The 17962-nt window shown below is 65.4% G+C and carries 20 protein-coding genes and 1 pseudogene; 7 read left to right on the forward strand and 14 right to left on the reverse strand.

What is annotated here, in order from left to right; genetic code table 11:
- Positions 1 to 315 precede the first annotated feature (315 nt).
- Positions 316 to 564: a GCG_CRPN prefix-to-repeats domain-containing protein gene (locus tag GGD61_RS00715; RefSeq protein ID WP_026202719.1), complete on the forward strand. Its 249-nt coding sequence runs from the start codon at positions 316 to 318 to the stop codon at positions 562 to 564.
- Between the two features lie 177 nt (positions 565 to 741).
- Here GGD61_RS00715 and GGD61_RS00720 read toward each other — a convergent pair whose 3' ends face one another.
- Positions 742 to 1017, reverse strand: coding sequence for a twin-arginine translocation signal domain-containing protein (locus GGD61_RS00720; RefSeq protein WP_092260182.1), 276 nt, complete (start codon positions 1015 to 1017; stop codon positions 742 to 744).
- Positions 1018 to 1149: 132 nt separating this feature from the next.
- The gene (locus GGD61_RS00725; protein ID WP_177237287.1) at positions 1150 to 1464 is read right to left on the reverse strand and encodes a hypothetical protein; all 315 of its coding nucleotides are present in this window, start codon (positions 1462 to 1464) and stop codon (positions 1150 to 1152) included.
- Positions 1465 to 1583: 119 nt separating this feature from the next.
- Here GGD61_RS00725 and GGD61_RS00730 point away from each other — a divergent pair, with 119 nt between their 5' ends.
- Positions 1584 to 2234, forward strand: a complete 651-nt coding sequence (locus GGD61_RS00730) for a glutathione S-transferase family protein (RefSeq protein ID WP_092260184.1) — start codon at positions 1584 to 1586, stop codon at positions 2232 to 2234.
- A 97-nt stretch (positions 2235 to 2331) separates the two neighbouring features.
- On the opposite strand, the gene GGD61_RS00735 is transcribed toward GGD61_RS00730, so the two are convergent.
- From GGD61_RS00735 to GGD61_RS00745, 3 genes are all read right to left on the reverse strand, one after another.
- Positions 2332 to 2679 carry a hypothetical protein gene (locus tag GGD61_RS00735; RefSeq protein ID WP_092260186.1) on the reverse strand — a complete coding sequence of 116 codons (348 nt, stop codon included), beginning with the start codon at positions 2677 to 2679 and terminating at the stop codon, positions 2332 to 2334.
- Positions 2676 to 2990, reverse strand: coding sequence for a hypothetical protein (locus GGD61_RS00740; protein WP_143109080.1), 315 nt, complete (start codon positions 2988 to 2990; stop codon positions 2676 to 2678). The genes GGD61_RS00735 and GGD61_RS00740 overlap by 4 nt, the downstream gene beginning before the upstream one ends.
- A 94-nt stretch (positions 2991 to 3084) precedes the next feature.
- A complete protein-coding gene (locus tag GGD61_RS00745) occupies positions 3085 to 4617 on the reverse strand; it encodes an acyl-CoA carboxylase subunit beta (RefSeq protein ID WP_091957395.1) in 1533 nt (510 codons plus the stop codon).
- A gap of 138 nt (positions 4618 to 4755) precedes the next feature.
- On the opposite strand from GGD61_RS00745, the gene GGD61_RS00750 reads away from it, so the two are divergent.
- From GGD61_RS00750 to GGD61_RS40305, 3 genes and pseudogenes are all read left to right on the forward strand, one after another.
- Positions 4756 to 5160: a DUF4260 domain-containing protein gene (locus tag GGD61_RS00750; protein WP_018322291.1), complete on the forward strand. Its 405-nt coding sequence runs from the start codon at positions 4756 to 4758 to the stop codon at positions 5158 to 5160.
- 153 nt (positions 5161 to 5313) lie between these two features.
- Complete coding sequence (locus GGD61_RS00755) at positions 5314 to 5907, forward strand: hypothetical protein (RefSeq protein ID WP_177237288.1); 594 nt, start codon at positions 5314 to 5316, stop codon at positions 5905 to 5907.
- A gap of 13 nt (positions 5908 to 5920) precedes the next feature.
- A pseudogene (locus tag GGD61_RS40305) lies at positions 5921 to 6025 on the forward strand (carboxymethylenebutenolidase); the annotation flags it as partial.
- 156 nt (positions 6026 to 6181) lie between these two features.
- Here the strand turns inward: GGD61_RS40305 and blaOXA are convergent.
- The 8 genes from blaOXA to GGD61_RS00795 form a co-directional block, all read right to left on the reverse strand.
- Positions 6182 to 7000 (reverse strand): class D beta-lactamase, encoded by an 819-nt coding sequence (blaOXA, locus tag GGD61_RS00760; RefSeq protein WP_092260193.1) that lies wholly within the window; start codon positions 6998 to 7000, stop codon positions 6182 to 6184.
- Positions 7001 to 7076: 76 nt separating this feature from the next.
- Complete coding sequence (locus GGD61_RS00765) at positions 7077 to 7340, reverse strand: EscU/YscU/HrcU family type III secretion system export apparatus switch protein (RefSeq protein ID WP_018322289.1); 264 nt, start codon at positions 7338 to 7340, stop codon at positions 7077 to 7079.
- Positions 7337 to 8938: a flagellar hook-length control protein FliK gene (locus GGD61_RS00770; RefSeq protein WP_177237289.1), complete on the reverse strand. Its 1602-nt coding sequence runs from the start codon at positions 8936 to 8938 to the stop codon at positions 7337 to 7339. The genes GGD61_RS00765 and GGD61_RS00770 overlap by 4 nt, the downstream gene beginning before the upstream one ends.
- A gap of 56 nt (positions 8939 to 8994) precedes the next feature.
- A complete protein-coding gene (locus GGD61_RS00775) occupies positions 8995 to 9789 on the reverse strand; it encodes an ATP12 family chaperone protein (RefSeq protein ID WP_092260195.1) in 795 nt (264 codons plus the stop codon).
- A 70-nt stretch (positions 9790 to 9859) separates the two neighbouring features.
- Positions 9860 to 10159, reverse strand: a complete 300-nt coding sequence (locus tag GGD61_RS00780) for a hypothetical protein (RefSeq protein WP_092260197.1) — start codon at positions 10157 to 10159, stop codon at positions 9860 to 9862.
- 40 nt (positions 10160 to 10199) lie between these two features.
- Positions 10200 to 11417, reverse strand: coding sequence for an RluA family pseudouridine synthase (locus GGD61_RS00785; protein ID WP_092260199.1), 1218 nt, complete (start codon positions 11415 to 11417; stop codon positions 10200 to 10202).
- Positions 11418 to 11469: 52 nt separating this feature from the next.
- Complete coding sequence (locus GGD61_RS00790) at positions 11470 to 12804, reverse strand: replication-associated recombination protein A (protein WP_092260202.1); 1335 nt, start codon at positions 12802 to 12804, stop codon at positions 11470 to 11472.
- On the reverse strand, positions 12801 to 14207 hold the full coding sequence (locus tag GGD61_RS00795) for a DegQ family serine endoprotease (protein ID WP_018322283.1): 1407 nt from the start codon (positions 14205 to 14207) through the stop codon (positions 12801 to 12803). Before GGD61_RS00795 ends, GGD61_RS00790 begins: the two co-directional genes overlap by 4 nt.
- Positions 14208 to 14520: 313 nt before the next feature.
- On the opposite strand from GGD61_RS00795, the gene GGD61_RS00800 reads away from it, so the two are divergent.
- On the forward strand, positions 14521 to 16134 hold the full coding sequence (locus GGD61_RS00800) for an OprO/OprP family phosphate-selective porin (protein ID WP_092260204.1): 1614 nt from the start codon (positions 14521 to 14523) through the stop codon (positions 16132 to 16134).
- A 173-nt stretch (positions 16135 to 16307) separates the two neighbouring features.
- Here the strand turns inward: GGD61_RS00800 and GGD61_RS00805 are convergent, their stop codons facing one another.
- Positions 16308 to 16685 carry a helix-turn-helix domain-containing protein gene (locus GGD61_RS00805; protein ID WP_092260206.1) on the reverse strand — a complete coding sequence of 126 codons (378 nt, stop codon included), beginning with the start codon at positions 16683 to 16685 and terminating at the stop codon, positions 16308 to 16310.
- Positions 16686 to 16820: 135 nt separating this feature from the next.
- Between GGD61_RS00805 and GGD61_RS00810 the strand changes: the two genes are divergently transcribed.
- Positions 16821 to 17834, forward strand: coding sequence for a zinc-binding alcohol dehydrogenase family protein (locus GGD61_RS00810; protein ID WP_092260208.1), 1014 nt, complete (start codon positions 16821 to 16823; stop codon positions 17832 to 17834).
- Positions 17835 to 17962: the final 128 nt, after the last annotated feature.

A 17962-nucleotide genomic window follows, 5' to 3' on the forward strand; every position in this document is an offset into this window, starting at 1 on the left:
CACGCGCCGCCACACCGGCAACGCGCGCCTCAAATGCCCCCGGCCCCGGCGTCATGGAGGATTGCTGCCGGGCCGGACGCCGACGCCTATGTCTGCCGCGCCAAGCCGCATGCCGGGAACGTTCATGCCGCATTCAGGTCATGATTGGCAGGTTTGGATCGCGCCGTGCCGGCATGTTGCAAAATTAACATGTCGAATCGTGTCTTTTGATTCATTGTGCGCCGCAAGCGCCAAGCTCCCAAAGACTTGCTCCAAAGACCTGCCTCCAAAGACTTGCCCCCAAAGACTTGCCCCAAGGACGAGAAGGAAGATCACATGAAATACCTGTTCGCCGCCGCCATGCTCGCCAGCGCGGTTGTCGGTTTCAGCGAGGCCGCCAGCGCCGCGCAGGGTTGCGGCCCGGGTTGGTATCGTGGCGCCTACGGCGGTTGCCGCCCGATGCGCGGCGCGGTCGTCGTGCGCCCCGCCCCGGTGGTGGTCGCTCCGCCAGTCGTCGTCGTGCCGCGCGCGCGTGTGTGCCCCTATGGCTTCCGCTGGTACGCCGGCCGCTGCCGCCCGTTCTGATCTCTTTGCATCGCAAAGATGGCCGCGCAGATTCAGCCTGCGCGGCCATTTTCGTTTTCAGGCTTGTTCGTTTTCAGGCTTGCCGCCGACTAATCGTCCGCCGTGGAGTTTGAGCGGCCAGAAACGAAACGGGGACCGCGGCTGCGATCCCCGTCTAAATTCGCGGCTTGCCGCGGCTCACCAGTGGCGGCGGTGCCAGCGCCGGCGACGCCAGCCCCAATGACGGTGACCCCAGCCCCGGTGGCGGCCATGCCAGTGAACCTGTTCCGGCGTCAGCTTGGCGGCTTCCTCGCCGGTGGTGACGGCAGGATGAGCGTCGGGGTTGTCTTGCGGCATGCGCGCGGGATCGCCGACCGGCTGCGGCGACAACGGCGCGGCCTGCGCGGTCGCGGCGAAGGCGGCGGCGCCCGCCGTCACTCCCAATGCAAGTTTCAAAAAGTTCCGGCGCTCCATGACATGTCCTCTAGGCTACCTGGCAAGTGATGCAGAGGGAGTGTCGCGGTCACGACATGAACCAAGGCTGAATCCCGTGTTCAGATTCAGAAATGAAGTGAGATGGAGAATTCGTAGCCTGGATGGACCTCGCTACTTCGCAAACTCCTGCGCCAGCACCAGCGTCTCGCGTGAACGCTTGACGTCGGGCCAGTCGCGGTTGAAATCGGCGACGAGCTGGTTGAGCGCATCGCCCTTCAGCATCGCCGCGAGCTTGGCCTCGTCATCGAACTGATACATCGCCTGATGCAGCGAGGGATCGTCCAGGCTCCAGAATCGCCAGGCTTTGCTCACGCCGAATGCCTTCACCGCGTCGGGCACATGTTCCGTCTCGTACCATCGGTCGAAAGCGGCGCGCTTGCCGGGATCGGTGACGATGGCGCGAACGACGAAGAAGGCAGCGGGCATCGGATTTCCTCCTGTTGTTTGGCGCGAACCTAGCCGGATAAGTCGCCGCCGACAAAAAGAGTTGGCGCGGGTGTCGGAACGGACGCCCTTTGTTTCGAACCAGGACACGGAGACAGCAAATGGCCGACCTCACCCTGACCACCTTCAATTGGGTTCCCGAACCGCCGCGAGGATTCGTGCGCGACCTTCGCGTGCGCTGGGCGCTCGAAGAGGCCGCGCTGCCCTATCGCGTCGCAAGCGCCCCGTTCGACGATCGCGGCGCCGCACATTTCGCGCATCAGCCTTTCGGCCAGGTGCCCTGGCTGACCGACGGCGACCTCTCGATCTTCGAGACCGGCGCGATCCTGCTGCATCTCGGCAGGCTCAGCGAGAAGCTGATGCCATCCGATCCGCGCGGTCGCACTGAAGCGACGGAATGGGTGTTCGCGGCGCTCAATTCGGTGGAGATGGCCAGCCTGCCCTGGGGAATGTCGAAGTTCATGGGACATCCGACCGACACGGCGGCGTGGAAATTCGTGGACGACTTCCTCAAGCTTCGGCTGAAGCATCTCGAGCCGGTGCTGGCCGGCCGCGAATGGCTGGCCGGCTCCTTCTCCGTCGCCGACATCCTGATGTCGGACGTGCTGCGCGTCGTCGATGGTTTCGACGGGCTGGCGGACAGTCCCGCCTGCCGCGCCTACGTCGCGCGTGCCACAGCCCGCCCGGCGTTCGCCAAGGCCCACGCCGACCAGATGGCGCATTTCGCTGCGGCGGATAAAGCGCGCTCGTAATTCGTAGGGCGGATTAGGCGAAGCCGTAATCCGCCAACGCCTGCACCCGGCGATAAAGACATTGGCGGATTACGCTGTCGCTAATCCGCCCTACACCTCATACCAGCTTCAGCGGTGCATCAGCCACGACGCGCAGGTCGATGCTGCCAATCAACGCCGCACGTCGCGCCTCCGCAGCGCTGATAGCATCGTCCGTCTGCCGCAACGTGCTGACGTTCGAGCCCAGCGACACGATCCCGCCAAGTACCAACGCGATCGATCCGAGGGCTGCGGTCTGACCGAAGCCGAACACGCCGAGGATTGTCACCAACAGCAGCGCCGCCCCGCCCCCGATCGCGATCTTGGAGGCAAGGATGTACTTCCGGCACCGCTCCGCGATCTCGGCGAGCCGCTCGATGCGATCTTCAATATCGGAGATTTCGTCGGTCGGATCGTCTTCGGTCATTGTTGAGCAAGCTCGAGTGCTAAATCAAGTCTACGACGACCCACTTTACCAATAGTCCTGCGATACACCTCAACACTGCTTTTCTCGAAGACGATCTCGCTGCTGCTCACGTCGCGAGGAAGCTCAATATGAACAACAGCGCCCCCATCAACAAGCACGTCGTACAGCTCCTCTGTTTGTTCTGGAATGTAACGTACAATGTAGAAGTTCCGAGTGATCGACTGCAGACGGAGCCGAAGCAAGGATACCAACCTTCGTGAGGCCGGCGCCGAGAGCAGGTGCTCGCGACCCGCTTCCAGCTCCCCGATCATTTGCTTTTCGGACCGACGGCGCGGCGTCACTGCGCTTCCCTGCTTCCGACCAGTAGCCCCCGCATGAGCGGGGCACACCCGGGCTACGGTCATCTCACAACGGCAAATTGTCGTGCTTCTTCGCCGGCGCTTCCACCTTCTTGTCCTTCAGCATCGCCAGCGCCCGTGCGATGCGCTTGCGGGTCGAATGCGGCATGATGACGTCGTCAATGTAGCCGCGTTCGGCGGCAATGAAGGGTGACAGGAAGCGGTCTTCGTATTCCTTGGTGCGCGCGGTGATCTTGTCGGGGTCGCCGATGTCGGAGCGGAAGATGATCTCGACCGCGCCCTTGGCGCCCATCACCGCGATCTGGGCGGTCGGCCAGGCGTAGTTCATGTCGGCGCCGATCTCCTTGGAGGCCATGACGTCGAAGGCGCCGCCATAGGCCTTGCGGGTGATGATGGTGACGAGCGGCACGGTGCATTGCGAATAGGCGAACAGTAGCTTTGCGCCGTGCTTGATCAGGCCGCCATATTCCTGCGCGGTGCCCGGCAGGAAGCCCGGCACGTCGACGAAGGTGACGATCGGGATGTTGAAGGCGTCGCAGAAGCGGACGAAGCGCGCGGCTTTCCGCGATGCGTCGCTGTCGAGCACGCCGGCCAGCACCATCGGCTGGTTGGCGACGAAGCCGACGGTACGGCCCGCGATGCGGCCGAAGCCCGTGACGATGTTCTTGGCGAACATGTCCGCGATCTCGAAGAAGTCGCCCTCATCCACGACCTTCAGGATCAATTCCTTCATGTCGTAGGGCTTGTTCGGATTGTCCGGGATCAGCGTGTCGAGCGACATGTCGACACGACCGATGTCGTCGAAGCTCGGCCATTCCGGCACGCCGTCACTGTTGTTGGACGGCAGGAAGTCGATCAGGCGGCGCATCTGCAGAAGCGTCTCGACGTCGTTCTCGAAGGCGCCGTCGGCAATCGAGGAGCGCGTCGCGTGCACCGAGGCACCGCCGAGCTCTTCGGCGGTGACGACCTCGTTGGTGACGGTCTTCACGACGTCAGGACCGGTCACGAACATGTAGCTGGTGTTCTTCACCATGAAGATGAAGTCGGTCATCGCAGGCGAATAGACGTCGCCGCCGGCACAAGGGCCCATGATGACGGAGATCTGCGGGATCACGCCGGAGGCGAGCACGTTGCGGCGGAACACGTAGGAATAGCCGGCGAGCGCGGCGACACCCTCCTGGATGCGGGCGCCGCCCGCGTCATAAAGGCCGATGATGGGCGCCCGCGCCTTCATCGCCATGTCCTGGAGTTTTGTGATCTTCAGCGCGTGCGTTTCCGAGAGCGAGCCGCCGAACACCGTAAAATCCTTGGCGAACACGAACGTCTTGCGGCCGTTGACGGTGCCCCACCCCGTGACGACGCCGTCGCCGGGCACCTTGTTCTTCTCCATGCCGAACTCGGTGGAGCGGTGCTCGACGAACATGTCGAACTCCTCGAACGATCCCTTGTCGAGCAACAGCTCGATACGCTCACGCGCGGTCAGCTTGCCGCGGGCGTGCTGCGCCTCGATGCGCTTCTCCCCGCCGCCGAGCTTTGCGCCGGCGCGACGATCTTCAAGGGCGTCCAGGATGTGTTTCATTTGCTCCCGCCAGTTCTTAAGTGATGCGGGGTTCTAACACGGCATTTTGCGGACCGGAAAGCGCCTTTCCGCGCCGCAGGGCTGCCCTGTCCGGGCTAAAAGCGTGAGAGATTACAAAGTTTTGCCCGGGAGGCGAGCATGGACGAGAGAATGGCCGAGACTGGTGCGGCGACGGGCGGCGTCAACATCCTGCTGCGGCTGGAGGGCCTCACCCTGTTTATCGGGATGGTGATGCTTTACTGGGCCTGGGACGGCTCCTGGCTGGTCTTTGCCCTGCTCTTCTTCGTCCCCGATCTCAGCTTCCTGGCATACCTGTCCGACGCCAAATTCGGCGCGCTGATCTACAACGCCGCCCACAGCTACATGGCGCCGGTGTCGCTGCTGACGCTGGGCTTCGGCCTCGGCTCGCCGCTCACCTTGTCCATCGCCTTGATCTGGCTCGCCCATATCGGCATCGACCGCGCGCTCGGCTATGGCCTGAAATATTCCGCCGGGTTCGGCTTCACCCATCTGGGCCGGATCGGGCGGCAAAAGGACGCCTGACGCGCACGAATTTGGTCGCCCGGCCCGGTTGACCGGGCCTGCCGATTCAGGCTTGCTTCGCGCTCGCGATCAGGCGCCGAATGTTGCGTGAGCTCAGTTGGTACGGCGGCGGTCATTACGCCTTGGCTCGAGCATCACGCATGCATCACTGAGATGTCCGCGACGGTCGTCCCCCTGCCGCCGAACTCGTCGTCCCAAACCATCGACTTCCTGCGGCGGATGGCCAGCATGGTGTCGGGGCGGAACGGCGAGATGCTGCTGCGCGCCGCAAGCCTGATCGAGTCGCTGGCGCAGCGGGCCATGTCGGCCGAGCGGCTCTATCATGAGCAGTTGGATGCGAGCACGCGTAACGCCGAGCTGCGCGAGGCCGCCGATCTCGCCTCCGATGCCATGGTCGGCCAGATCGAGGTGCTGCGGGCGCAGCTTGCCGAGGTCACCGCAGCAGCCGCCGCCGAGCGCGCCGCCTTCGATGCCGAGCGCGGCAAGCTGATCGGCGTGATGCAGAATGCCGAGAGCCATATCGGCAAGCTCACGACCGAGCTGGACAGCTTGCGTGCCTCCGTCGACAGCTTCAACGCGACCGCGGTCTCCGTGCCGATCGAGGTGCTGCGGCTGGCGCGGACGCAGTTCGATTTCCTCTCCGCCGGGTTTGCCCGCAAGGGCGACGTGATCTCGCAGGCGATGAGCGAGATCGGCGGCTTTGCGATCGACCAGGCGCTGACGGCGAAGAAGAGCGACACCGCCTGAGGCGGTCGCCCCTGCCTACGTCGAGCTCAACCCGCATGTCGGCGGCAATCCGAAGACGGCTGCCGAGTCGCGCAAGGCGGTGGAGGAGTTTTTGCAGGTGTTGTTCAAGTTGGGGTGAGAGGCATCTCGGCCTGCACCGGTGCCGTAGGGTGGGCAAAGCGTAGCGTGCCCACGAATCGTCGCTTACGGCATAAAGATCGTGGGCACGGCGCTACGCGCCTTTGCCCACCCTACGGCGGCTGCGCTCGACGAGAACGATTGCACCACTCACAGGCTAGATCGCGCCGATCTCGGTAAGGCAGGCTTGCGTCAGTGTCATGCGCTCGCTGACGAGTCGCGGCTCCTTGCAATCCATGTTGAGCGCGAACACCGTGTGCGTCTCGCCCTTCTCGGCCCAGCCCACCATCCAGCCGAGCGATGGCTCGCCGCGCTCGGCGCCCAGCAGGCCGGATTTGGCGCGAATGACGCTGTCGCCGACCTTGGTCACCGGCAGGATGTCGGCGACCAGATCCTGGCTGCGCTTGCTGACCGGCAACGCGCGGCGCCGCAGCCGGTCGACGAAATCGATCTGCTCGACCGGGTCGATGCGCAAATTCCCGGTGAGCCAGAACTGGTCGATGCCGCCGCCGATGTCGCGATTGCCGTAGTCGAACTCGTCGACATATCTCTGCATGCGCTCCTGCCCGATCCGGCGCGCAATCTCCTGATAGACCGGCACTGCGCTGACCGCGATCGCGCTACGCAGCGTGTGATCCTTGTTCCAGGCCTCGATCGGACGCTTCACGCCATCCCAGGCAAACACGTCCTTGTCGGGGTGAGTGACGACGCCCGTCTCCAGCGCGATCAGCGAGTTCGGAATCTTGAAGGTCGAGGCCGGCAGCTTGCCCTCGCCGGAGCGCTCCTTGTCGCTGGCGACGACCAGATAGTCCTCCACCTTGTAGCCGACGAAGGTGCCTGATGTGCCGACGTCGGTGAAGCGCTTTGCGAGGCTATCGCGGATCTCGTTGCGCGGCGGCGCGACATGGGCGAGCGCGCGCGATGGCAGGATGGCAGATGCGGCGAGAAGGCCGAGAGTGGAGCGGCGGGTGAGCAAGATCGATGTCCGTCAAGCGATGAAAGTGATCGCGACCATGCCGCCGCTCCATGGTGAAACGATGACAGATCATGCTCTACCGCCCCCGGCCCGACAGCCGCAGCACGAACACCAGCACTTCGGCGACGGCCTTGTAAAGGTCCGGCGGGATCTCCTCGCCGAGCTCGACCTTGGACAGCGCGCCGGCCAAAACCTCGTTCTCCTCGATCGGGATGTCGTGAGCCCTGGCGATCTCGACGATCTTCTCGCCGATCGTGCCCTTGCCCTTGGCGACGACCACGGGCGCGTTGGTACCCTTTTCGTAATGCAGCGCGATGGCGAGCTTGGATGGGTCGCTCATGTCGCCCGATCCAGGAAGTGGCCGGCGCGGGCCGCTGCCGGCTGCGGCGGCGTGCCCTCGCGGACCAGAATGTCGCCGGGCCTGAGCTCGGCCCGCGTCAGCGCCTGATTGAGCTCGCCGATGCCAGCGCGCAGCTGCTGCACCGTCGCCGGCCGCTCCGCCCACATCCGCACGAAAGTCATGTCGCCGTTCAGCGTGATCAGCGCGTGCACAGGGCCGGCCGGCTCGACGTTAAGCGAGAAGCGCGCGCGCCAGGCGCGCTTGGCGGCATCGGCGGATTCGCCAGCGCCATCGCGCGAAATCTCGAACTGTGCCATCGCGGTGCCCTGCGGCGTTGCAAAGGGAATCTCGAAATTCCACTGCGGCATTGCCGGGTCGATGCGGTGGCCACTGGCGTTGGTGCGATCCGGGAGCGAAGCGACCTGCAACAATGTCTGCCGCGCGATGGCGGCATCGGTGTCGTCGAGCAGGCGATGCACGGTTGCGGACAGCGGCGTGTCCGGCACGAGCGAGGGCGAGGCAATCGCCTGCGGCGAGGGCAATGCACCACGGAACGGCGGTGGCGTCGCACGTGCGGCTGCTTCGAAGATGTGGCCGTCGGGCACGGCTTTGTTCGAGCCGGGCACGTTGCCGGTCAGGCGCGGCAGGTTTTTCGTGACCTCCTGCAGGAGGCTCGCGGCAAGCCCCGCGGACATGGTGCGCGGCATCGCGGCTTGCTGAGCGTTGCCGGCAACGTCCGCCAGCACCGCGGCCGCGAGATTGGCACTGCGCAATGTCTGCGCGATCTCGGGGCCGGAAGCGGACGCGGACTGCGCGGCCTCACCTGCGGCCTGAGCAGGCGCAGTGGCGACCTGCGGTGTCCCTGTCGTCGCAGCGGGAGTTGCAGCGCCCTGTGGCGCGGCGGTTTCGAGCGTGGTCAGCGTCTGGCGCAGCACCAGCAGCGCCGCCTTCAGGTCGGGCGTCGTGCCGGCGGGCGGCCTCGCGCCCGCGGCCAGCGAAGCCTCGAAAAACAAGCCGGATTTCTGGAACGCGGTTTCGACATCGGCGCCATCGAGCCCGGGACTGAGCGGCGTCTGCTGCGCCAGCACGTCCAGCACGGCCTGCTTCAAGCCCGCAGGCAGATCGCTGCCGGTGACGACGGATGCCAGATTGGCGAACAGTGGCGCCTGGCTGCCTTGTTTTGTGGCGGCCTCGGCCGAGGCCGCGGTGACGGCGACCTGCTCCAATGGCGTCAGCGTGTTGCGTGTCGCGGCTGCGGATGGCGCCAGCGGCGGGCTTTCCACGAGCGAAGCCGCACGCGGCGTCAGCGTGATCTGATCGGCAGTGGCCTCGCCTGCCCCGTTCATCACGGCGAGCCTGATCGTGCCGTCGTTCTGCGAGACCGCCAGCTGGAGATTCTGCCCCGGCGTCAGCGCCACCTCCGACATCACGTCCATCGAAAGGTTGGCGATCGCGATCCGCACCAGATTGTTGGCCATCACGCTGACGACCCTGGCATCGACGACGCTGCCGGCCTGCAGCACGAGGTCGGGCGTCGTCGCATCAGCAACGGGGCTGGCGGCACTGACGGGGAGGATGGAAGTGACCGGCGTCGGCATCTCAGGGGCCCATGGAGCGCTGGCCACACCCTAAGGCCACCGTCGTAAACCTCTCGTTAAGGACCTTCGGCTGCGGACGCCTTTGCCGCCGCCAGAACCGCCACGGCGGCCTCGAAATCCCTGAGACGGGTGGCCCGGCGGCTGGCGGCCTCCTCGTCCGCGCCCCATTGGTCGATGTTCCAGTCCTCATCGACATGGGCGGCGGCCCAGACCTGGCCGGCGTCGCGCACGCCATGAGCCAGCGCCAGCGCCAGCAGCGCCGAGCCGGTCAGGGTCGTCACCACGTGGAGTGCGGCGACCGACCAGGCGTCGCCCGGCAGCGCGGCGCGCGCGGCCTCGACCGCCTCGTCGGGCTGCTTCACATGCATGACGCCCTCGGACAGGATGAAATGCGCGCCCAGCGTCTCCGCGGCCCAGAACAGCACGGGATCCCAATGCGCGGCCTCGCGGGCGACCAGCCCTTCGGGATGGCCGGCACGATAGAACAGCAAGTCGGACTCGAAATATTTCGCGAGGTCGTCGCTGACCAGTTCGACGCGGTCGACAACGCCCTCGACCACGCTGTTGGCGATCCGCGTCAGCGGCATGGTCATGGGGTCGATGCTCTCGCCCTGAGCCGCCCATTCCGCGGCCACGGCATCGGCGAGCGCGCGCGACGGAATCACCACCTGGCGGCCGGAGGGCGTGCGGATCGGCTTGCCGTCGAGCGTGATGGCGAAACCGCCTTCGGCTTCGGTCGCGCTCGCCTCCTTGTAGAAGCGCTTGCGCTGCGGCGGGCGCGCGGACGCGCGCGCCGATTCCCGCGGGTCAGGCGGGGGTTGCCCTGCTGCTTCTTCGAACAATTCGCGCATCGTTTTTTCGGTCCCTGTCGTCGGTCAGATTATCTGTCTCGTCATGGCTTCGCCACGACCATGAGTGCTGCTAGTTCGCGCAAGCGCGTGAGTAAGTGCCGCGATCGGCTGGGCCCAGTCCCGCAGCTGCGGCGGCGTCGAGGCACTTTGTGACGCGATCGCTGAACGAGTTACGCGGAAGCGGCTGGTAGTTGTAGCGCGGCGGCGCGTCGACTTGCGGAACCTGCGGCACCTCGATCTTCGGCGGCGGTGGCGGCTGAGGCAGCGGTGGGGCGAGCCGTGAAGCGTCCGGCAGCACGTATTGCGCGTGGGCGGCCTGCCCCACACATAGCGCGGCCAACAGCACAAGATAGATCGAGAGCCGTGTCATGGAGGATATGTCGTGGGTCTACCACCCCCGTTCAACCCGGCTATTCTTCAGGCGCGTTCTCGATTGGATCAAACCGGCTTGCATCCAGCCCGAGCAGATTCCACGACTGCTGCATGTGCGGCGGCAATGGCGCGGTGGCGTCGATCACGCCGCCGCGCGGATGCGGAATGACGATGCGGCGCGCCAGCAGATGCAGCCGGTTTTGCAGGCCGCCCGGCAGCTGCCAGTTCTCGATGTTGAAATATTTGGAATCGCCGACGATGGGATGGCCGATATGCTCCATGTGGGCGCGCAGCTGATGGGTGCGTCCCGTCACCGGCTTCAGCGACACCCAGGTCAGCTTGTTGCCGGCGGTCTCGACCACCGCGTAATATGTCACCGCGTGGCTGGCGCCCTCGTCGCCATGCTGGGCGATGCGCATGATGGTGTCGTCCTCGCTCTCCTCCTTGGCGAGGAAGGTCGAGATGCGGCCCTGCTTCGGCTTCGGCAGGCCCGGCACCAGCGCCCAATAGACTTTTCGCGCCGAACGTGAGCGGAACGCGCCGGTCAGATGCGAAGCGGCAAACCGCGTCTTGGCGACCAGCAGACAGCCTGACGTCTCCCGGTCGATACGATGCACCAGGCGTGGCTTCTGGCCCTTGGAATCGCGCATCACCTCCAGCATCTGGTCGATGTGCCGCGTCATGCCCGAGCCGCCCTGCACGGCAAGGCCGGCCGGCTTGTTCAGGACGAGGACGTCGTCGTCCTCAAAGATCGTCATCTCCTTCAGCGCCTTGAGGGTCTTCTGGGCAGCTTCCGAGAGCTCGCCGACGCCCTTCGGCGTGTCGAGCTTGAGCGGCGGAATGCGGACGCTCTGGCCCTCCTCCAGGCGGTCCTTGCTGTCGACGCGCTTGCCGTCGACGCGCAGCTCGCCTTTGCGGACGACACGCTGGATGTGGGAGAACGACAGGCCGGGAAAGCGCGCCTCGAGGAAACGATCGACGCGCATGTTGTTCTCGTCGGCGGTCACCTTGACGGTCTGCACCTTGGTCGGCAGCAGCGCCTCGACGGGCTTTTCGGGCGCGGCCCTTTCCAGCTCGGCTTTCGGCGCGCGCCGCTCGGCGCGCTCGCCGGCAAAGCGCGGCGGCTTGCTGCCGCCGGGCTTGCCACCCGGCCGCGGTCCAGCCTTAGACGCGCTACGCGCCTTGAACGGGCGGGATTCCTTGCGCTCGTCGCGCGAGCGGGGCTTTGGATCGGTTCTTTTGATGCGGCGGCTCATGGTTGCCTGCGTACCCCAAAAGCCGGGTCCCGTCACGGCGAAATGGCCGTTTTTAGCGCGGGCCGCCCCGCTCCTTCCTCAGCTTGGCCCAATAATCCAGCCGCTTCCTGATCTCCCGCTCGAAGCCGCGCTCGGGCGGGTCGTAGAACGTTTGGCGGCCCAGGGCTTCCGGGAAGTAGTCCTGCCCGGAGAAGGCGTCGGGGGCGTCGTGGTCGTATTCGTAAGATGCGCCGTAGCCTTCGGACTTCATCAGCTTGGTCGGCGAATTGAGGATGTGCTTTGGCGGCAGCAGCGAGCCGGCCTGCTTGGCGACCTGCATCGCCGTGCCGAAGGCGGTGTAGACCGCATTCGATTTCGGCGCGGTGGCGAGATAGACGACGGCCTGCGCGATTGCGAGCTCGCCTTCGGGATGGCCGAGGAAATCGAACGCGTCCTTGGCCGCATTGGCGATGACGAGCGCTTGCGGATCGGCAAGGCCGATGTCCTCCACCGCCATCCGCACGACGCGGCGGGCCAGGAACAGCGGGTCCTCACCGGCATCGAGCATGCGCGCGAGGTAATACAGCGCGGCGTCGGGATCGGAGCCGCGCACCGACTTATGCAGCGCCGAGATCAAATTGTAATGGCCGTCGGCCGATTTGTCGTAGATCGGCGCGCGGCGCTGCAAAATCTCCTGCAACTGCGCGGCATTGAAGATCTCGTCCGCCCGCGCCGAACGCCAGGCCTCTTCGGCGAGCGTCAGCGAGGCGCGGCCATCGCCATCGGCCATGCGCACCAGCACCGCGCGCGCTTCCGCATCGAGCGGCAGCTTGCGACCTTCGACCTCCTCGGCATGCGCAAACAGTTTTTCGATCGCGGCGGCATCGAGCGAGCGAAACACCAAGACGCGCGCACGAGAGAGCAACGCCGCGTTGAGCTCGAAGGACGGATTCTCCGTGGTGGCGCCGACCATCACCACGGTGCCGTCTTCCATCACGGGCAGAAACGAATCCTGCTGGGCGCGGTTGAAGCGATGCACCTCGTCGACGAACAGCAGCGTGCCCTTGCCCATCTCGCGGCGGGCGCGCGCGGCGTCGAAAGCTTTCTTCAGGTCGGCGACGCCGGAGAACACCGCGGAGATCTGCTCGAAATGCAGGTCGGTCGCATCCGCCAGCAGCCGCGCCACCGTGGTCTTGCCGGTGCCGGGCGGGCCCCAGAACACCAGCGATCCCAGCGTGCGCGTCTCCAGCATGCGCGTCAGCGCCCCGTCGGGACCGAGGATGTGGTCCTGGCCCACGACCTCCGACAGCGCGCGCGGGCGCAACCGGTCCGGCAGCGGATGCGGAGCGTCGTGGTCGAGCCCCGCCGCGGCAAAGAGCGTTGGCGTTTGTGGTCGCTTCGGACTCATCCGCCCAGCGTGACGTTGATCTGCTGGCCGCCGCGCACCAGCGTGATACGCCAGATCCGCGGGCGCTCTCCGGCCGCCTTTTCGAGGTCGCCGGTCCTGCTGATCTTCTGGTTGTTGACCGCCAGAATGATATCGCCCTTCTGGAAGCCGACATTTGCGGCCGCACTGTCGCCGCCGAGATCGGTGATCACGACACCCTCGGTGTCGGCGTCAAGATGTAGCTCGTCGGCGACCGCCGGCGTGATGGTCGAGACCTTCGCGCCCTGGAACGGCGAACGCGCGGTGACGACGAGCTCGTTACGTCCCGTATCGGGCGCGGTCTCCAGCGCCACCGTCAGCTTGAGCGGCTTGCCGCTGCGCTGCACGTCGATCTGCGCGCTGCCGCCGAGCGGACGAGTGGCGAAGCGATAGTCGAAGGCGTTGGGATCATCCACGGTCTGGCCATCGATCCCAGTGATGAGATCGGAGGACTTCAGGCCGGCCTTCGCGGCGGGGCCGTTCGACACCACGCTCGCGACCAGCGCGCCGGTCGGCGAACGCAGGCCGAGGCTCTCGGCGATCTCGGGCGTCACCGCCTGCAATTTTGCCCCGAGCCAGGGACGCTTCACCGCCTTGCCGCCGCTCTTGGCGGAGGCGACGACGACACGCACCATGTTGGCAGGGATCGCGAAACCGATGCCTTGCGAGCCGCCGGAGCGCGAATAGATCGCGGTGTTGATGCCCGCGAGCTTGCCGGCCATGTCGACCAGCGCGCCGCCGGAATTACCGGGATTGATCGCCGCATCGGTCTGGATGAAGAACTGATAGTCGGTGATGCCGACCTGCGTGCGCGCCAGCGCCGAGATGATGCCGTGAGTCACGGTCTGGCCGACGCCGAAGGGATTGCCGATCGCGAGCACGACGTCGCCGACCAGCAATTCGTCGGAATTGGTGAAATCGAGGGTCGGGAATTTCTCCTTGGTGTCCTTCAGGCGCAGCACGGCAAGATCGGTGCGCGTATCTTTCAGCAGGATCTCCGCCTCGAACTCGCGCTTGTCCGACAGCGACACCTTCACCTGGTCCGCGCCCTCGATGACGTGGACGTTGGTGACGACGAGGCCGGACGCATCGACGATGACGCCGGAGCCGAGCGAGCGCTGCATCTGCTCGGGCTGTTGGCCCGGCACGCCGAAGAAGCGGCGGAAGATCGGATCGTCCAGCAGCGGGTTGCGGTTCTGCACCACCTTGGCGGCATAGACGTTGACCACGGCCGGCTGCACCCGCTGCACGATCGGCGCATAGGACAGCCGCAGCTCGGCCGGCGATGACGGGACCCGACGGTCCTGCGCAGCAGCCGGGTTGAAGTGGGCGGAAAAGCCTATGCACAATGCCGTGACGACGGCGGTCCGGATCGATCGAAACATTCCTACCTCTTGGAAAAGACGCCGGAATATAGGCGCGTTCGTCCCCCAATAGAAGGGCGCCGGGCGGCAATATTCGGCCTCGGTCTGACGTCTACGGCCTGCAAGCCAAGCGTGCGGAACGGCGATTTGTCTTGCCTCGTGGATTGGCATGACACGCATCATCTTGCATCCTTGCTCGCGGTGGATTCGGTTGCGGCGAATTTACATCACCGGGAACCAGGCAACCGATGCGCGTCGTCGCGGGGCAGTCATCAATCGTTCCTAGCCTCACCGCCTACGACTTGGGGAATTGGTCAAACCATGGAGTCATGACGTGAGCAGGACAAGGATTGCAGCCACGGCGATTGGCCTCGCCGGAGCGTTGGCGGCCTCGCAGGCCCAGGCCCAATCAGCAAGCAGCAGCGAGCAGGAGATCGCGCTGCTCAAGCAGCAGCTGAAGATGCTGGAGCAGAAGCTCGACAAGCTCCAGAGCCAGACCGCGGCGAACACGGCGGCCGCGGCAAAAGCCAAAGCCGAAGCAAAGGCAGAGGCCAAGGCCGAAGCGCGGTCGGAGGCGAAGGTCGCCGTGGCCAACGCGAACGCGGCGATCCCGGTCAAGGGCCCGGCACCGGCATCCGGCGTCGTCGTGACCATGCCGAACAACCGGCCGACCATCTGCACCGCGGACCAGGCCAATTGCGTCGCCATCACCAGCCGCCTGCACTGGGATGTCGGCGGCTATGACTATCGTCCCAACACGGCAGCGACCGTGCCGCAGAAGCTCGACAGCGGCCAGAACGTCCGCCGCGCGCGCATCGGCGTCACCGGCAAATTCTTCAACGACTGGAACTTCGCGCTGGTCTACGATTTCGGCGGCACGTCCGACGGTTTTGGCGGCACGGCCCCTGGATCACTGCCGGGCGGCGGCCTCTCCGGCGTCGAGAACGCCTATCTCAGCTACACCGGCTTGAAGCCATTCGGCGGCAAGATGGCGATCGAAGCCGGCATCATGGACCTGCCCTACACGCTCGATGAGGCCACGAGCTCCAACGACATCATGTTCATGGAGCGCGCCTCGGCCGGCATCATCGCGACCAATATCGCCGCCGGCGACTTCCGCTCCGCGGCCGGTACGCGGTGGTACAACGACCAGCTCTGGATCGGCGGCTACGTCACGGGGCCATCGACCGGCGCGATCCACTCGGCTTCCAGCGCGGCACCGGCAGGCACGAGCGAGCAATACGGCGCTGTGGCGCGCATTGCCGGCAACCCGATCAGCGGCAAGGACTATTCGGTGCATATCGGCGCCGACGCCCAGTGGCTGATCCAGCCGCCGCGCAATCTCATTGCCAATACGCAGACCGTCACGCTCAGCGATCGTCCGGAATTGCGTCTCGACCCCACCACGCTGATCTCGACCGGCGCGATCGCCAATGCCTCGGGTGCGCAGGTCTACAGCATCGAAGCCGCGGCGACCTACGGCCCGCTCATCGTTCAAGGCGAGTACTTCTGGTACAATGTCGACCGGACCGCCAACACCGGCGTGCCGCTGGTCGGCGCACCCAGCCTGAAATTCCAGGGCGGCTACGCGCAGGCCGGCTACGTGTTGACGGGGGAAGGCCGCAGCTACAACGCGGCGAACGCGGCCTATAGCGGCGTCAAGCCGGCGCATCCGTTCTCGCTCGACGGCGGCGGCTGGGGTGCGTGGGAGATCGCGGGGCGCTTCTCGACGATCGACCTCAACAATCAGTTGGGCACGGCGACCGGCATCGCCGGCGGACGGCAGACCGTCTATACGCTGGCGCTCAACTGGTACGTCAACGGCAACGTCCGCTTCATGCTCGACTATCTGCACGGCACGGTGTCGAGGCAAGCCTCGCCGATCTCAACCGCAGATGTCGGCTCGAAGTTCGATGCGGTCGCGATGCGCACGCAGTTCGCGTTCTAAACTCGCTGTCGTCCCGGGGCGCGCGCAAGCGCGAACCCGGGACCCATAACCACAGGGAGTAGTTTGGCGAAGTCTCAGAGTTGGCCGCTCGCGCTACAACTTCTTCCTGGGGTTATGGATCCCCGCGTTCGCGGGGATGACACCGAGAGTGAGGCGCCAGCTTTACGACCAACTCACGCCGCGCGCTTCGGCTTCTTCACGACCGTCGGCGCCGGTGCGCAGGACAGGCGCTGCTGGTGGCTCTCGCCCCAGGCCTTCAGGATGTCGATCACCGGTTTGAGGCTCTCGCCGAGCTCGGAGAGGCAATATTCGACGCGCGGCGGCACCTCGGCATAGACCTTGCGGATGACAAGCTTGTCCTCCTCCAGCGCGCGCAGCTGCTTTGTCAGCATGCGCTGGGTGATGCCGGGCATCCGGCGGCGCAGTTCGCCGAAACGCTGGGTGCCGCTCTGCAGATGGTAGAGGATCACGCCCTTCCACTTGCCGTCGATCAGATCCAGCGTCGCCTCGACCGAGCAGCCCGGGCGACGGGCAAAATCGCGCCGTTTCATGCGTATTTTCCCAATAGTATCCAAACAGGGACTATATCCCCGAATTTACAGTACTTGCCAAATTGGAGCCAGCGCGACAGTTAGCAGGTCAGGCGCGCCCATGCCAAGCTGCGCCCCATCTGATGGAGACAAGCCATGAAGGCCGTCGGCTACAAGAAATCGCTCCCGATCGAGGATCAGGATGCGCTGATCGATTTCGAGACCGCAAAACCCGAGCCCAAAGGGCGCGACATCCGCGTCGCGGTGAAGGCGATCTCGGCCAATCCGGTCGATTACAAGGTACGCAAGCGCGCAGCGCCGCCCGAGGGCGAGACCAAGATCCTGGGCTACGACGCGGCCGGCGTGGTCGACGCCGTCGGGCCTGAAGTCACGCTGTTCAACCCGGGCGACGAGGTGTTTTACGCCGGCTCGATCCTGCGCCAGGGCACCAATTCCGAATTCCACTTGGTCGACGAACGCATCGTCGGCAACAAGCCGAAGAGCCTGTCGTTCGCGCAAGCCGCTGCCCTTCCCCTCACCTCCATCACCGCGTGGGAATTGCTGTTCGATCGGCTCGGCGCGGTGCCCGGGAAGAGCGTCGATCCGCGCACGCTGCTGATCACGGGCGGCGCCGGCGGCGTCGGCTCGATCCTGATCCAGCTCGCGCGCCGCCTCACCGGCCTCACGGTGCTCGCCACCGCGACGCGGCCGGACTCGCAGAAATGGTGCCTCGATCTCGGCGCGCATGCGGTGATCGACCACGGCAAGCCGATGAAGGAGCAGATCGAAAAATTGAAGCTGCCGCCGGTCGCGCTGGTGGCGAGCCTCACCTTCACCGATCAGCATTACAAGGCGATCGCCGAGTTCATGGCCCCGCAGGGCCGGTTCGGCCTGATCGACGACCCCCCTGAATTCACCATGAGCACGTTCAAGGGCAAAGCGATCTCGGTGCACTGGGAATCGATGTTCACGCGCTCCTCGTTCCAGACATCAGACATGATCGCGCAGCATCATTTGCTGAACGACGTCGCCGACCTCGTCGACAAAGGCGTGCTACGCACCACGCTCGACCAGACTTTTGGCACGATCAACGCCGCCAACCTCAAGCGCGCGCATGCGCTGCTTGAGAGCGGCAAGTCGCGCGGCAAGATCGTGCTGGAGGGATGGTAGGCGAAGGCCTCGTAGGGTGGGCAAAGGCGCACTTGCGCCGTGCCCACCAACGCTCAACGAGGACAGGAGTGGTGGGCACGCTTCCGCCTTCGCTCTTCGAGCTACGGCGGACAAGTCGCATTGCCCAC

The organism is Bradyrhizobium sp. SBR1B (assembly GCF_014198205.1).
Taxonomy (GTDB): domain Bacteria; phylum Pseudomonadota; class Alphaproteobacteria; order Rhizobiales; family Xanthobacteraceae; genus Bradyrhizobium.

What these genes read in the sequence shown, in the direction of transcription:
- GGD61_RS00755 (WP_177237288.1), top strand. Translation starts at nt 5,314, where the DNA reads ATGTCCGCGACGGTCGTCCCCCTGCCGCCGAACTCGTCGTCCCAAACC.
- GGD61_RS00795 (WP_018322283.1), bottom strand. Translation starts at nt 14,207, where the DNA reads ATGTTTCGATCGATCCGGACCGCCGTCGTCACGGCATTGTGCATAGGC.
- GGD61_RS00810 (WP_092260208.1), top strand. Translation starts at nt 16,821, where the DNA reads ATGAAGGCCGTCGGCTACAAGAAATCGCTCCCGATCGAGGATCAGGAT.
- GGD61_RS00780 (WP_092260197.1), bottom strand. Translation starts at nt 10,159, where the DNA reads ATGACACGGCTCTCGATCTATCTTGTGCTGTTGGCCGCGCTATGTGTG.
- GGD61_RS00725 (WP_177237287.1), bottom strand. Translation starts at nt 1,464, where the DNA reads ATGCCCGCTGCCTTCTTCGTCGTTCGCGCCATCGTCACCGATCCCGGC.
- GGD61_RS00750 (WP_018322291.1), top strand. Translation starts at nt 4,756, where the DNA reads ATGGACGAGAGAATGGCCGAGACTGGTGCGGCGACGGGCGGCGTCAAC.
- GGD61_RS00740 (WP_143109080.1), bottom strand. Translation starts at nt 2,990, where the DNA reads ATGATCGGGGAGCTGGAAGCGGGTCGCGAGCACCTGCTCTCGGCGCCG.
- GGD61_RS00765 (WP_018322289.1), bottom strand. Translation starts at nt 7,340, where the DNA reads ATGAGCGACCCATCCAAGCTCGCCATCGCGCTGCATTACGAAAAGGGT.
- GGD61_RS00790 (WP_092260202.1), bottom strand. Translation starts at nt 12,804, where the DNA reads ATGAGTCCGAAGCGACCACAAACGCCAACGCTCTTTGCCGCGGCGGGG.
- GGD61_RS00720 (WP_092260182.1), bottom strand. Translation starts at nt 1,017, where the DNA reads ATGGAGCGCCGGAACTTTTTGAAACTTGCATTGGGAGTGACGGCGGGC.
- GGD61_RS00805 (WP_092260206.1), bottom strand. Translation starts at nt 16,685, where the DNA reads ATGAAACGGCGCGATTTTGCCCGTCGCCCGGGCTGCTCGGTCGAGGCG.
- GGD61_RS00735 (WP_092260186.1), bottom strand. Translation starts at nt 2,679, where the DNA reads ATGACCGAAGACGATCCGACCGACGAAATCTCCGATATTGAAGATCGC.
- GGD61_RS00775 (WP_092260195.1), bottom strand. Translation starts at nt 9,789, where the DNA reads ATGCGCGAATTGTTCGAAGAAGCAGCAGGGCAACCCCCGCCTGACCCG.
- GGD61_RS00745 (WP_091957395.1), bottom strand. Translation starts at nt 4,617, where the DNA reads ATGAAACACATCCTGGACGCCCTTGAAGATCGTCGCGCCGGCGCAAAG.
- GGD61_RS00715 (WP_026202719.1), top strand. Translation starts at nt 316, where the DNA reads ATGAAATACCTGTTCGCCGCCGCCATGCTCGCCAGCGCGGTTGTCGGT.
- GGD61_RS00785 (WP_092260199.1), bottom strand. Translation starts at nt 11,417, where the DNA reads ATGAGCCGCCGCATCAAAAGAACCGATCCAAAGCCCCGCTCGCGCGAC.
- GGD61_RS00770 (WP_177237289.1), bottom strand. Translation starts at nt 8,938, where the DNA reads ATGCCGACGCCGGTCACTTCCATCCTCCCCGTCAGTGCCGCCAGCCCC.
- GGD61_RS00730 (WP_092260184.1), top strand. Translation starts at nt 1,584, where the DNA reads ATGGCCGACCTCACCCTGACCACCTTCAATTGGGTTCCCGAACCGCCG.